The 13,348-nt window shown below is 65.5% G+C and carries 14 protein-coding genes; 8 read left to right on the top strand and 6 right to left on the bottom strand.

The features are described 5' to 3' along the window. The first annotated feature begins 7 nt into the window (after nt 1-7). Nucleotides 8-661 (top strand): cytochrome C biogenesis protein, encoded by a 654-nt coding sequence (locus ACYQ0R_RS03500; protein WP_459820945.1) that lies wholly within the window; start codon nt 8-10, stop codon nt 659-661. Between the two features lie 112 nt (nt 662-773). Here ACYQ0R_RS03500 and ACYQ0R_RS03505 read toward each other — a convergent pair whose 3' ends face one another. After that, nucleotides 774-1,208, bottom strand: coding sequence for a type II toxin-antitoxin system VapC family toxin (locus tag ACYQ0R_RS03505; RefSeq protein ID WP_459820946.1), 435 nt, complete (start codon nt 1,206-1,208; stop codon nt 774-776). Further along, nucleotides 1,209-1,460, bottom strand: a complete 252-nt coding sequence (locus ACYQ0R_RS03510; protein WP_459820947.1) for an AbrB/MazE/SpoVT family DNA-binding domain-containing protein — start codon at nt 1,458-1,460, stop codon at nt 1,209-1,211. A 544-nt stretch (nt 1,461-2,004) separates the two neighbouring features. Here ACYQ0R_RS03510 and ACYQ0R_RS03515 point away from each other — a divergent pair. Next, nucleotides 2,005-2,790 carry a sulfite exporter TauE/SafE family protein gene (locus ACYQ0R_RS03515; protein WP_459820948.1) on the top strand — a complete coding sequence of 262 codons (786 nt, stop codon included), beginning with the start codon at nt 2,005-2,007 and terminating at the stop codon, nt 2,788-2,790. A gap of 130 nt (nt 2,791-2,920) precedes the next feature. Beyond that, nucleotides 2,921-3,610 (top strand): SCO family protein, encoded by a 690-nt coding sequence (locus ACYQ0R_RS03520; RefSeq protein ID WP_459820949.1) that lies wholly within the window; start codon nt 2,921-2,923, stop codon nt 3,608-3,610. Between the two features lie 15 nt (nt 3,611-3,625). Here ACYQ0R_RS03520 and ACYQ0R_RS03525 read toward each other — a convergent pair whose 3' ends face one another. Both ACYQ0R_RS03525 and ACYQ0R_RS03530 read right to left on the bottom strand, forming a co-directional pair. Further along, nucleotides 3,626-4,411, bottom strand: a complete 786-nt coding sequence (locus tag ACYQ0R_RS03525; protein ID WP_459820950.1) for a sulfite exporter TauE/SafE family protein — start codon at nt 4,409-4,411, stop codon at nt 3,626-3,628. Between the two features lie 114 nt (nt 4,412-4,525). Next, nucleotides 4,526-4,975 carry a universal stress protein gene (locus tag ACYQ0R_RS03530; protein ID WP_459820951.1) on the bottom strand — a complete coding sequence of 150 codons (450 nt, stop codon included), beginning with the start codon at nt 4,973-4,975 and terminating at the stop codon, nt 4,526-4,528. A 264-nt stretch (nt 4,976-5,239) separates the two neighbouring features. Here ACYQ0R_RS03530 and ACYQ0R_RS03535 point away from each other — a divergent pair, with 264 nt between their 5' ends. From ACYQ0R_RS03535 to asd, 3 genes are all read left to right on the top strand, one after another. Next, on the top strand, nt 5,240-5,584 hold the full coding sequence (locus ACYQ0R_RS03535; protein ID WP_459820952.1) for a DUF5802 family protein: 345 nt from the start codon (nt 5,240-5,242) through the stop codon (nt 5,582-5,584). Nucleotides 5,585-5,686: 102 nt separating this feature from the next. Continuing rightward, on the top strand, nt 5,687-6,589 hold the full coding sequence (locus ACYQ0R_RS03540; protein ID WP_459820953.1) for a Vms1/Ankzf1 family peptidyl-tRNA hydrolase: 903 nt from the start codon (nt 5,687-5,689) through the stop codon (nt 6,587-6,589). Between the two features lie 75 nt (nt 6,590-6,664). Next, nucleotides 6,665-7,708, top strand: a complete 1,044-nt coding sequence (gene asd, locus ACYQ0R_RS03545) for an aspartate-semialdehyde dehydrogenase (RefSeq protein ID WP_459820954.1) — start codon at nt 6,665-6,667, stop codon at nt 7,706-7,708. A 62-nt stretch (nt 7,709-7,770) separates the two neighbouring features. Here asd and ACYQ0R_RS03550 read toward each other — a convergent pair whose 3' ends face one another. After that, nucleotides 7,771-9,762 carry a 3-hydroxyacyl-CoA dehydrogenase/enoyl-CoA hydratase family protein gene (locus ACYQ0R_RS03550; protein WP_459820955.1) on the bottom strand — a complete coding sequence of 664 codons (1,992 nt, stop codon included), beginning with the start codon at nt 9,760-9,762 and terminating at the stop codon, nt 7,771-7,773. Between the two features lie 259 nt (nt 9,763-10,021). Here ACYQ0R_RS03550 and ACYQ0R_RS03555 point away from each other — a divergent pair, with 259 nt between their 5' ends. Further along, nucleotides 10,022-10,615, top strand: coding sequence for a DNA-3-methyladenine glycosylase family protein (locus ACYQ0R_RS03555; protein ID WP_459820956.1), 594 nt, complete (start codon nt 10,022-10,024; stop codon nt 10,613-10,615). 243 nt (nt 10,616-10,858) lie between these two features. Here ACYQ0R_RS03555 and ACYQ0R_RS03560 read toward each other — a convergent pair whose 3' ends face one another. Next, nucleotides 10,859-12,217 (bottom strand): putative ATP-dependent zinc protease, encoded by a 1,359-nt coding sequence (locus tag ACYQ0R_RS03560; protein ID WP_459820957.1) that lies wholly within the window; start codon nt 12,215-12,217, stop codon nt 10,859-10,861. Nucleotides 12,218-12,322: 105 nt separating this feature from the next. Between ACYQ0R_RS03560 and ACYQ0R_RS03565 the strand changes: the two genes are divergently transcribed. After that, nucleotides 12,323-13,342, top strand: a complete 1,020-nt coding sequence (locus ACYQ0R_RS03565) for a succinylglutamate desuccinylase/aspartoacylase family protein (protein ID WP_459820958.1) — start codon at nt 12,323-12,325, stop codon at nt 13,340-13,342. The last annotated feature ends 6 nt before the right edge of the window (nt 13,343-13,348 follow it).

A 13,348-nucleotide genomic window follows, 5' to 3' on the forward strand; every position in this document is an offset into this window, starting at 1 on the left:
CACGACCATGACGGAGCCGTTCGGGACGGTCGCGTTCGCCGCCGGCGTCGGAGTGGCGGCGTTCTTTTCGCCGTGTGCGTACGCGCTGCTTCCCGGCTACGTGGGGTACTACGTCTCGGCGACGGACGGAGACGACCCGCCGCTCGCGGGCGCTGTCGTCCGCGGCGGCGCGGCCGTCGTCGGAGCCGTCATCACGTTTGCGGCACTGGCGGCGGTCACGGCCGTCGTCGGAAACACGCTCCGGTCCGTGCTGCCCGCGCTCGAAGTCAGCGTGGGCGTCGCGCTCGTCCTGCTCGGAGCCGTCGTGCTTCTCGATGTCGACTTCGGCGCTCACGTGCCGCTTCCGAAACGGCGAGCGACGGTGACCGGGTTCGGACTGTTCGGTGCGCTGTACGCGGTCGCCGCAGCCGGCTGTGTCGCGCCGCTTTTCCTCGCGGTCGTCGTGCAGTCGCTCGCGCTCCCGCCCGTCGAAACGGTCGGGGTGTTTGCCGGACTGACGGTGCCGTTCGCGGCGCTTCTTCTCGCAGTCACCGTCGTGCTTGCCGCCGGATACGACGCCGGAGTCAGGTGGGTCTCCGGTTTCTCCTCGTCGATGGTTCGGGTCGCCGGCGCGCTGATCGTCGCGGCCGGTGGCGGCCAGCTGTGGCTCGTGCTCGCGTGAGGTCGATCACGTGTAGTTTCAACCGTGGACCTGCGAGTACAGCATCCCTCAATCAAACTGCCAGATCCAACTTGTTTTCTAGAATCTGTGCAAGATGCAGGGCGCGTATCGGTCACTCTGGTTGATACGGGTTCGTTGCGATGTCGAGACGGTATACATCTTCGGCAGCATCAAAATCGTCGTCGAACGCGTAGAGATACCCGAGCCCCTCCGCCTGCATGTACGCGACAATACAGGCATTAACGAACGAGAAGCGTTCACGCTGCCGGAAGAGCGCTTTTGCCGCGGCGAACTCGTCTGCTGTCAGGGAGTCGATGTGGAATCGTGTATTCTCCTCCACCCGATTGAGGAAATCGACAGCGGCCTCGTGACTCGTATGCGTCGTTAGGCCATTAAGGGTCTCTGCGAGTACGTAATCAAGAACTACTGCTTCCGGGAGATCGGCGGTGTCAATGCCTCTAAGAATAGGCAGGGCATCATCATGTGCACTGTCACGGCGGTACGCTGCCGCGAAAAGAACAGTCGTATCCACGAGTGCGCGTGGCATTTATTCGACACCGACGCCCCATGTGTCGTGGTCACTCTGGAGTTCAGTCGTCTGATCGCCGTCGTAGCCGTCGAAGTTGTCGAACGTACCGCTCCGCTGCTGGACGATCTGGACGCGGAGCGTGCCGTCGTCCTCAATGTGCCAGCGAAGTTTGTCCCCGTCGTCAATGTCGAGTTCCCGGCGAATGCGGGCAGGAATGTTCGCCTGATTCCCCGAGACCTTGCTCTCGGAATCAACGCTTTCACTACTCATAGACGAGACTATGAGACCACCACTGATAAATTATAGTGTGCTTACACACTACCATGATTGGGGTAATATATACACCCTCTGAGGGCACCGCAGAAAGGGGTGCTCTGACGAGAACACCCCGCTCCCATCACCAGTGATTATCTCACCAGAAGCGAGCCGTCACCACAGAAGCACCAGCAGACAGCGATAAACGATACTTTTTGCCCGACTATCCTGCCGATTTCTCCCGCTTCGCCTCCGATTCCAAGTCTTGCAGCCAGTTTCTGTCAAGAGTTGGTATGATCTATCCATTGAAGACGTGGGGAGACTCGCAACTTCGGACTTGAAGCCACACGCAGATCGTTCGTGGCCAGGTCGTCGTTCGCCGATCGCACCAGACCGGTTATGCGCGACCAGTCCGTAGCTGACGCGTGGTCGACGGAACCTCGCCGCCCGGCGTCGCTCGCTCGCGATCTGCGGCCGACCCCTCACAGTCGGTCATCCATTCTCCACGATCGACTGCCCGTCTCTCACCGACCCGCTGCTCCCGTTCTCCGACGCCATGATGTGCACACCGTCCGACTCGATACACGCGTCGGAACCGCTGGGACTCGTCGTGTTCCTCCTGATCGGGCTGCTCGGTGGGGCCCACTGCATCGGGATGTGCGGTCCGCTCGTCACGACGTACGCCGACCGGATGCGGGCGGGAGGGAGACGCGGCGACGACCTCACCGTCCACCAGGTTCGTCAACACGCGCTGTTCAATCTGGGACGGACCGCGAGCTACACGCTCATCGGCGGGCTGTTCGGACTCGCCGGCAGTCTCGTGTTCGTGACGGGACGGGGCGTGACGACGATCGCACGGGACGTTCACGCAGTCACCGGCATCGTTGTCGGCGGCGTCATCATCGCCATCGGCGTCCGGTACGCCGCGCGACTGGAGCTGCAGTCCATCCCGGTCCCGGGGCTGGACAGGCTCTCCGGAGTCGTCACCGGTCGTATCGTCCCCCGCGTCGACGCGTGGGTCGGTGACGCGCGGATCGCCGGTCTGGGTGCTGCCCACGGACTGCTCCCGTGCCCACTGCTGTACCCCGCGTTCCTGTACGCGTTCGTGCAGGGGAGCCCGACCGGCGGGGCGGTCGCGCTGGCCGCGCTGGGGCTCGGAACGATCCCGGCGATGTTTCTCACCGGGACCCTGTTCCAGTCGGTGAGCCGCGAGAGTCGATTACGGATGCACCGCGTTCTCGGCGTCGCGTTCGTCGCCCTCGGCTACATCCCGCTACAGCACGGGCTCGCGACGATCGGCGTGCCGCTTCCACATCCGCCGATCCCGTACTACTCGCCGCTTTGAACGGGCGGAGTTGCTCCATCCCGAAGCCGCGTTGCGCGCGTCCTCGCATGGTGCCGTCGGCGGTCTCCGCCCGGCCGTTCGTCGCGCACACCAGACGCGTTAAACGCGCTCACACCGTACCACGCGGTGTATGAACCGTCGGTCGCTGCTCGGGAGCGTCGGCATCGCCGCCTCCGCAGGACTCGCAGGATGTACCTCGCGGCTGTTCGACGACGCCCCCGACGGGGTCGTGCTCGACCCACAGGAGGACCAGCTCGCCGACAGCGATGCGCTGGCGTACCCGGCGTACGGGCAACCGCTCCCGGAGTTCGCGCTCGAGGACCCGATCCGCGGAACGACGGTCGACACCGCGGAGCTCAACCGAACCGCGCTGTTCACCGCCTTCTTCGCGTTCTGTCCCGCGGAGTGCGGGATCCTCCTCAACCAGCTCGTCGGCGTGCAGGGTCTCGTCGCCGAGGCGGGACTCGCCGACGACGTCGGCTTCTATCCGATCACGTTCGACCCCGAACGCGATGACGCGGAGACGCTCCGCGAGAACGCCGACACCGTCGGAGCGGATCTCGACGCCGGCAACTGGCACTACCTTCGTCCTGAGACGCCCGCGGAAGCCAAAGAGATCGTCCAAGAGCGGCTCGGGATGGGGTTCGAGCGCGAGACGGAGAGCGACCGCGTCGAGGGGTACGACTTCGCGCACGTCGTCGTGACGCTGCTCGTCAATCCTGACGGGAATGTCGAGCGTGCGTATCGCGGCGAGGATTTCGACCGAAACCGCGTCGCAGACGACGTCCGGGCGGTCGTCGAGGCGTTCGACGCCCGGTAGACGTCTCCGCCGCCCTCAGTGATGGGCGTGTCCGCCACCGAGGGGCTGGTAGTGCGGCAGCTCCGGGTGCGGAAGGTGGACGCCGAACGACATCAGTCCGTGCGCGAGGAGGACGTAGCCGAGGACGACGAACGCAACGCCGAGCAGCCGGTGGACTCGTCGTCGATGCACCGCGTCGACGCTCCCGATGACGGTTCCGTACGCGAACACGGCCGGAAACGTTCCGAGTCCGAGCGCACCTAGCGCCACGGCACCGCTGAGAGGATCCCCAGTCGCGAACGCGTACAGGAACGCGGGGTACAGAATCGGACACGGAAGCAGCCCGTGAAGGGCGCCGAGCCCGACGATCCCTGGACCGTTCGCGAGGCGGCTCACCCGCTCCGTGAGCCACGCGACGAGCGTCGAGGCAGGCCCGAGCGACAGCGGGAGGCCGGGAGCTGCCCGTCCGAGCACGTACCGAATCCCGAGCAGGACGATGATGCCGCCGATCGCGACGCCCACGACCCCTCGAACGGGGTCCGTTACTGCGACGAGGGTGTCCGACGCGACGAACACGAGGCTGCCGACGAGCCCGAACAGTCCGCCGATGAGCGCGTAGCTCGCGGTCCGTCCCAGATTGAAAAGCGCATGCTGGCGCACCTCGTATGTCGTCAGATGGCCTCGCGACTCGGACCGGTTCTCGTTCATTTTTCCGGCGTAGACGGTGACGAGCGGACCGCACATCCCGATACAGTGGGCTCCGCCGAACAGCCCGATCACCAGAAACAGAGCAACGTCGACGCGAAGGAGGGTATCGATCATGCTCTCGGCTTCGAGTGTGCTCTAGGGAGACCGCGTAGTAACCGTTCTGGTATGCTGCCCGAACGAATTTTCGTTATCCGCGGTCCGAACGGGTTCTGCCCCGCTCGTGTTCGACTACTCCGACACCGTCGTCTTCACGATGCTGACGGGTGCAGTCGACATTCGGGAGACGCGCTCCGTGACGGAGCCGAGCATGCGTCGGTAGTCCCCGGGCCGGTTCTTCGAGCCGATCACCGTGAGGTCGATATCCTGCTCGTTGACGTACCGAAGGATCTCCTCGTGAGGCGTCCCGTGGATCACCGCGGTGACGGTTTCGACGCCCGCCTCCGCAGCCCGTTCCGCGACGCTTTCCACCGCCTCTTCGCCGAGATCCTCCAGCGTGGCTTCAGCTCCCTCCGCCTCGTGAACGTACTCGTCGCCGGGATAGGCGTTGACGATGTCGCTGTCGACGACGAACAGCACATGCAGCGTCGCGTCGTAGCGGTCCGCGGCGTCGATCGCGTGGTCGACAGCTCGGTCCACACCCTCGCTTCCGTCCGTCGGTAACAGGATCCGATCGTACATATCTGGACGTTCGACCGATGAGATGTTAAATTGCGGGGCAAGCGTGGTTGTGCGACGCTAGTTCCTCGGTTCGACGGAGCGCCTCGTGTGGATCGGATCGGGACGGGTCGGGTCGCGAAGGACGGGACGGGTCGGGTAGGGGAGGTCGGGGTGGCCTGGGTCTGGTCAGGACGGTGCGGTTTGTATCGGGCGCGAATTGCACGACGATAAAAGGATTTCCGGAAACGCTTATCAGTGATCGTGGTAGAGGATACCTCGCACAGAATGTTCGAACGCTTCTCGAGCGGATACTACCTGGGGGAACTGTACGTCGAGCCACATGACGGCGACCATGCCGTCATCCAGCGGACCGACCACGAACGCGTAAACGAGCAGCTGTATGCCGATGGAACGGGGATAGAGCGACTCGACACTCCGCTCGTAATGAAACTCGATGCGGGACACATCCCCGTTGGCGGCGACGACGGCGTTCCGAGCGGCACGCTGGCGGTTCCCCGAGCGATCGCGGACGAGCACCTCCCCGAGACGCGCAACGTGTTGCTCGCGGACGCCGACCGGGCGGAGCACCTCCTTCGGTGGGAGGGATGGGAGCCGTTCTCGAACGCCTGATTGCGTGCTGATCGGTTCGATGTGCCGACATCGAGCGATCTCGCCCGAATCCGGTCGGAGCGGACGACGGGACTTTTATCCGACGCGGCCGACCGGTCGGACATGATCGACAGGCTGCTCGGTCGCGCCGAGCTGAAAGAGCAGATCGAGGAGCTGGAAGAGGAGAATCACCACCTCCAGCGGCGCGTCGAGGCCGAATCGGAGCGTCGGTCGGACGCCGTGGCCGACAGACAGCGCGCCGAGGAGCGAGTGAACCGGCTCGAGGACCGGATCGAGTCGATGGAGGATAAACTGGAGCGTGCCGAGTCCGACGAGGACGACGTGGAGTTTCGTCGCGTGGGCGACCTCCGTGGTGACCGCCTCGTCGACGTGCTCGAACGAATACGGGGGATCGAGTCGACGGATCCGGAGGGACTGCTCACGGCAGCAGTTCCCGACGCGGACGGCGTCCCGTCGTCCGTAGTCGAGCAGTTCGGGGACCGTAGTCGGCTGGTTCGCCGTGCGGCTCCGGCGGTCGTCGTCGCGGACGACGCCGGCGTTGTCAGCGCCGCGCTCTCGCCGCCGCTGCCGCCGGACCCGTTCGACGCGTGGAGTGACCGGTTTCGGCTGGACACCGAGTGGTTCCGTCCGACCGGACGGTTCGCGTTCGCACTGGTCCGTTCCGACACGTTCGCTCTCGGGACCTACAAGGGCGACGAGCGCGTCGACTTCGAGGGGTTCACATCGGAGATAACGGAGGCACACTCGAAAGGCGGATTCTCGCAGGGGCGGTTCGAGCGACGACGCGAGGGACAGATCGACGACCACCTCCGAAAGGCCGAAGACGCCCTCTCTGCCGTCGCGTCCGACGTCGAGCGCATCGTGGTCGTCGGCGAACGCAGCGTGCTCGGGAAGGTCCGCGAACACGCCGACCACACCGACGTCTCCGACGCCACCGGACCGCCCAAGGCGGCGCTCGAGGACGCGTTTCGCGATTTCTGGACGACTCGCGTGCACGCGATTTAATCTCGACGCGTATCCGAACGCACTTGTCGGCGCGTATCCGAACGCACTTACGTTCCTGTGACGGACTACCGCACAATGTCTGTACGAGTCGGTATCCTCGGTGCGACCGGTGCGGTGGGACAGCGATTCATCCAACTGCTCGACGACCACCCGACGTTCGAGCTCGCGGCAGTCACCGCGAGCGCGGACAGCGCGGGACGGACGTACCGCGACGCCGCCAAATGGCGAGTCGACACGCCGATCCCGGACGACGTTGCCGAGATGGAGGTCGTCGAAACGTCTCCCGACGGAATCGCGGACGCGGACGTCGACCTGCTGTTCTCCTCACTCCCGTCCGGCGTCGCCGCGGAGATCGAACCTGCGTTCTTGGATGAGGGGTACGTCGTCTCCTCGAACTCCTCGAACGACCGAATGGCCGAGGACGTTCCGCTCACCATTCCGGAGATCAATCCCGACCACCTCGGGCTCATCGACGTGCAACGCGACGAGCGCGGCTGGGACGGCGCGCTGGTAAAAAACCCGAACTGCTCGACGATCACGATGGTGCCGACCCTGGCCGCACTCGATGAATTCGGCCTCGAAAGCGTTCACGTCTCGACGCTGCAGGCCGTTTCCGGTGCCGGCTACTCCGGCGTCACGTCGATGGAGATCATCGACAACGCGATCCCGCATATCGGCGGCGAGGAGGAGAAGATGGAAACGGAGTCCCGGAAGCTGCTCGGATCGTTCGACGGTGCGGAGCTCTCCCTCCACGACGCCGACGTCGCGGCCTCCTGTAATCGGATCCCCACGCTCGACGGCCACTTGGAGAACGTGTTCGCCGAGCTCTCGGAGGATCCGTCGCTCGACGCGGTCCGGGAGGCGATGGAAGGGCTCGAAAGCGCCGACCTTCACAGCTCGCCGGACCAGCTGATCAAGGTGTTCGACGACGACGACCCCGACCGTCCACAGCCGCGGCTCGACCGGACGTACGGGAACGGGATGGGGATCGTCGCCGGGGGTCTCCAGCGCTCCGCGACCGGCCTGAAGTACAACTGTCTCGCGCACAACACGGTTCGCGGTGCGGCGGGTGCATCGTTACTCAACGCCGAGCTGCTTGTCGAGGAAGGGTACGTCTAGGCGGGTCGATCGCCCCGCCGCGACGGATCGCAGTCACACCGACTCGATCGCGTCCGCTCGCGCTACTTCCCCTCGAACTCCGGCTCGCCGTCACCCATGAACGCCGTGATACCCTCCATGAGGTCGTCAGTGTTCATGAGCTGGCCGAACGCCTGGGCCTCGACCTCGAGTCCGGCCTCGCCGTCCGTGCGTCCGGCGTGCATCGCGCGTTTGGTGTATCGTTGAGCGATCGGCGGTCCGGCGGCGAGGTCCGTCGCGAGCTCCCACGCCCGTTCGTCGAGCTCGTCGCTGTCGACGACCTCGTTGAGGAACCCGTACTCGGCGAGCGTTTCGGCGTCGTACCGCTCCGCGGTGAAGATGATCTCCTTTGCACGCCCCTCACCCACGATCCGGGCGAGTCGCTGGGTGCCGCCCCAGCCGGGAAGGAGGCCGAGGTTATGCTCGGGCTGGCCGAGCTCCGAACGGTCCGAGGCGACCCGGAGGTCCGCCGCCGTCGCGAGCTCCATGCCGCCGCCGAGACAGTAGCCGTCGATGCCGGCGACGACCGGCTTGTCCGACTCCTCTAGCTTCCCGAACGTCCGCTGTCCTTTCCGTGATAGCTCGACCGCGTGGATCGGGTCGCCGCCGCCCGCGGCCATGCTCTGGACGTCCGCGCCGGCGGAGAACGCGCGGTCGCCGGCTCCGGTGAGCAGGATCGCCCGGGCGTCGTCGTCGCCGTCGAGACGATCGATCGCGTCCGCGAGCTCGTCGAGCAGCTCGTCGCTGATCGTGTTCATCCGGTGGGGACGGTCGATCTCGACGTGTCCGACCCGCTCGTCGACCGACACCGAGATCGCGTCGTACGCGTCGTACGCACCGGCGTCGCCGTCATCGGCCGCCTCGCCGTCCGCCGAGCCATGGAACCCGCCGGAGTCCGCTGCCTCGCGCAGGTACGCCGTCGCCTCGTACCGCTTTTCGCCCGTCTCGTCCGCAAGGTCGTCGAGGACGTCGACCAACCGTTCGAGTCCCTCGTCGGCGGCGAGCTTCGCGGGCCCGTCGGGAAAGCCCGCACCGAGCTTCACCGCGCGGTCGATGGCGTCGGCGTCGGCCACGTCGTTGCCGATCAGTCCCGCGACCTCGTTGGCCATGAGCCCGAGCAGGCGGTGGCGAACGTCCTCATCGACCGCGTCCGTTGGGATCTCCGCGCCGCCGTTCTCGTAGTCGTAAAACCCCTTGCCGGTCTTTTTCCCGAGCTCTTCGGCCGCCACTTTCTCTGCGAGCAGCGGGCACGGGCGATACGCCTCGCCGAGCTCCTCGTGCATGTACTCGAGGACGTGATAGCCGACGTCGATGCCGACCTGATCGGCGAGCTCGAACGACCCCATCGGCAGTCCCATGTCGTACTTCGTCGTCGAGTCGACCGTCTCGATCGTGGCATCGCCGCTCTCGACGATCCACGCCGCCTCGTTCATCAGCGGGACGAGCACTCGGTTGACGATGAAGCCGGGGCTGTCCTTGTGGACTCTAACCGGCGACTTCTCCATCGACTCGGCGAGCGACTCGATCAGATCGAGGGTCTCCTCGGCGGTGTGTTCGCCGGCGATGACCTCGACGAGATCCATGCGCACCGGTGGATTGAAAAAGTGCATGCCGCAGAACCGCTCGGGCCGGTCCGTCACCTCCGAGAGGCCAGTGATCGACAGGCTGGACGTGTTCGTCACGAAGACGGCGTCCTCGGGAGCGTGCTCGACGACCTCGTCGTACACGTCCTCCTTGATCTCCATCTTCTCGGGAACGACCTCGATCACGACGTCCGCCCCGTCGAGCGCGTCCGCGAGATCCACGAACGGTTCGACCCGGTCGAGCGCGGCGTCGGCCTCGTCGTCGTCGATCCGGTCTTTCTCGGCGAGCTTGCCGAGCGACCACTCGATCCGGTCGTAGCCGTCCTGAACGAGCTCTTCGTTGATATCGCGCAGCGACACGTCGTAGCCGGCGAGTGCAGCAACTTCGGCGATCCCGTGGCCCATGTTCCCCGCGCCGAGCACCGCTACACGGTTGACGTCTTCGAGCTCCATGTTGGTCCGGTCGGAACCGTTTCGGTTCAACGTTTCCCTTTTTGGAACGAGAAACTTACGTAGTGTTCATTATCGAGCGTGACGTCCGGCGGACTCCACCGGTCGATCGGGGTCGCGAACTGACGGTTTCGACGCCGTCGGTCGCGAGCCGGTGGTACCGCAGTGTCACGCAAACCGGTGGGCAACGCGGTGTCACGAAAAACGGTGGACAACGCAGTGTCACGAAAGCCACTTGCGCGTACGGCACCAACGCCGGACGATGAACGAGGAGGTCGAGCGAACGCTGCGCTCCGATCCGACGATGGCGTCGCTCGTCGACCGACACGGACGGCTGACCGTCGAGCCCGCGGACGACGCGTTCCGGCGACTCTGCGTGTCGATACTCAACCAGCAGCTATCGACCGCCTCGGCGACCGCGATCCGCGAGCGAGCGTTCGCGGTACTCGACAACGACGTGACGCCCGATCGGGTGCTCGACGCCGACGCCGGTCGCCTCCGAGACGCCGGGGTCAGCGAGACGAAAGTACGATACCTGCGCGCCGCCGCACGAGCGTTCCGCGAGCGCGACCTGACACGGGAGGGGTTCTCCGGAGTCGACGACGCGGCGGTCCTGACGGAGCTGACGAGCATCACCGGCATCGGTGGGTGGACCGCGCGGATGTACCTTCTGTTCGCGTTGGGGCGGGAGGACGTGTTTCCGCTCGGCGACCTCGCGGTTCGGCGCGGGATCGAGGAGCTGTACGCCGACGGCGAGGAGCTGTCGCGCCCGGCGATGCGCGAGATCGCCGAGGCGTGGCGGCCGTATCGGAGCTACGGAACGCGATACGTCTGGGCGGCGTACGAATCGGAGTGAACCGACGAGAAAGCGCGGTGACGGCGCAGTCGCTCTCGAGTGCGGGTGGCGAACAGCCGACGTCTGCGAGACGGACGGTCCCGGTGCTCCGCCTCCGGTCCCCGTAGAGGATCACGCGACGGTGACGTCGGACACCCGCGGCCCGTCGCGTGGTTGCGGTCAGGTCACGCGGCGGGATGTGTCGACTTCAGATATAAGATCAGGGAAGATGTCGGGGTGTTCGGCCGTCGGCTACCGCTTCGACTACTCCTCTTCCTCTTCGAGCCGTTCCGCAGCTTCGCCGCGCTCCGCAGGGTCGGCATCGGCACGTTTGCGCACGTCGACGCTGTAGTGCTCGAGGATGTCGCGGCCGAGAAGCAATGGATACTCCATGTGGCCACGGTCCTCGACGCTCGCGGTGACGGTGTGTTGGTTGCCGCCGACGCCGATCACGAGGTCGACGACCGGGCGAGCCTTCCCACCCTTGACGCTGCCGGACTTCACGCGTGTCATACTTTTTATCGGCCCCGCACCGATCTCCGCCGCGAGCGACGTGTCGATGCTCGTTCGCGTCGCGCCCGTGTCGGACTTCGCGAGCACCTGCGTCGACCCGGAGGTGCCGGTCGCGACGACCTCCTCGATGTAGCCGATCGTGGGCTGTTCGTCCGGGATCTGCTTCGGCACGGGCGCACACGACGGACGGGAGTCGTCGAGCGTCGCGGCGAGTCGGTCGACCTGCTCGTCGTCGACACCGCCGTCGACCGTCTCCACGGCGAGTTTGGCGATGTACGGGGCCGGACTCCGACCCGTCGCCTCGAACAATCCCTTGAACCCGGCCGTCGGGTTCACTTCCAGCACGTACCAGCCGTCGTACCCTTCGATGAGGTCGACGCCGGCGTAGTCGAGTCCCATCACCTCTGTTGCGTAAAGCGCGGTTTCTGCTGCTTCCTCGGGCATGCCGTCGGTCGCGTCTTCGACCGCGCCGCCGAGCGCAACGTTGGTCCGCCAGTCGCCCTCCGGCGCGTAGCGGTACATCGAGCCGACGATCTCGTCGCCGACCGTGTACACGCGGAGGTCGCGGTGTTCCTCGTCGTCCCGGTCGATGAGTCGCTGGAGAAACGCTTGTCGATTTCCCACTTTCGGGTTGACGCGGTCGGTAAGATCGACCTTCCACGTGCCGCCGCCGTGGGTCCCGATCGCGGTTTTGTACACGCCGACCTCCCCGAACCCCTCACGACCCTCGTTGAGCCGGTCGTTCGACAGCGCGAGGAGTGCGTCGGGGACGCGGATGTTCCAGTCGGCGAGGGTGGCGGCGGTCGCGAACTTGTGGATCGCCGTGAGAACGGCGTCGGGCTCGTTCAGCGTCGGACGGATCCGCTCGAACGTCTTTGCCAGCCCGAGGAGCTCGGCAGGCTGGTCAGTGTTCGACAGCAGCAGACGATTCACGATGACGTCGACTGCGGGCTCGACGGCGACGTCGCCGTCGTCGACGCTGATCGCGACGTTCTCCTCGCGTAGCCAGACGGGCTCGTGACCAAGGTCCTCAACCGCGTTGCAGATCGCTTTCGTCTCCTTGCTGTTGTGTAGCGCGAGCACACCCACACGGACCGGGTCCTGAGTCATGATATTCAGTGTGGGTGCCGCCGTAAAAATACGTCCGATCGACTCGCAGGGCGGCGACGACGGCGGGTCGCTATATATAAACGCCTGCTCCTGCTCCGATGTGGCATGAGCGATGACGGGGGTTTCACGTACAACGGCGGCGCGGTCGCGCCGGGTGAAACCCAGAACATCCGCTACGGAATCAGCGAGACGTACCTCGGCGATCCGGTTCGGATCCCGGTGACTATCATCAACGGCGAGCGGGACGGACCGACGGCATTCCTCTCCGCGGCCGCTCACGGGGACGAACTCAACGGTATCGAGGTCGTTCGCGAGGTCGCCCACGAGTGGGATCTCTCCGAACTCGCCGGCACGCTCGTCTGTCTGCCCGTGCTGAACGTCCCCGGCTTTCTCGCACAGCAGCGATACCTCCCCGTGTACGACAGGGATCTCAACCGGTCGTTTCCGGGCAAACCCGGCTCGACGAGCTCGAACCGAATGGCCCACCGGATCTACTCGAACTTCATCGAGCCGTGCGACTTCGGGCTTGACTTCCACACGTCGACGCGCGGGCGGACGAACATGTTGCACGTCCGAGGAGACATGGCCGACGACGCGGTCTACCGGCTCGCGATGTCGTTCGGCTCCAGCGTGATCCTCGACAGCGAGGGCCCGAGCGGGACGCTCCGTGGGGAGGCGACCGACGACGGCACTCCGACGATCACGATCGAGATGGGCGAGGCGCATCGATTCCAGCGGGAGCTCATCGACGACGCGCTCGCGGGCGTCCGGTCGGTGTTCGCGGAGTACGAGTTGCTCACAGCCGACACCGTGCGGTGGCCGGGGTGGCGGACGATCGTCGCCGGCTCCGGCGAGAAGACGTGGCTTCGCGCCGACTCCGGTGGGATCGTCGATACCCATTACGAGAGCGGCTCGCTCGTTCGCGAGGGTGACCGGATCGCGACTATCACGAACCCGTTCAAGGAGGCCGCAGTCGCCGTCGAGGCACCGTTTACCGGCCTGCTGATCGGCGTGTTGGAGAACCCGGTGGTGTATCCCGGAAACCCGCTGTGCCATCTCGTCGAGATAGATGAGCCGACGCGACGTGCGCTCGAGACGGAACGGTCGCTGACGGACGAGTCGTGACTGGAG

The organism is Halorubrum luteum (genome assembly GCF_054652935.1).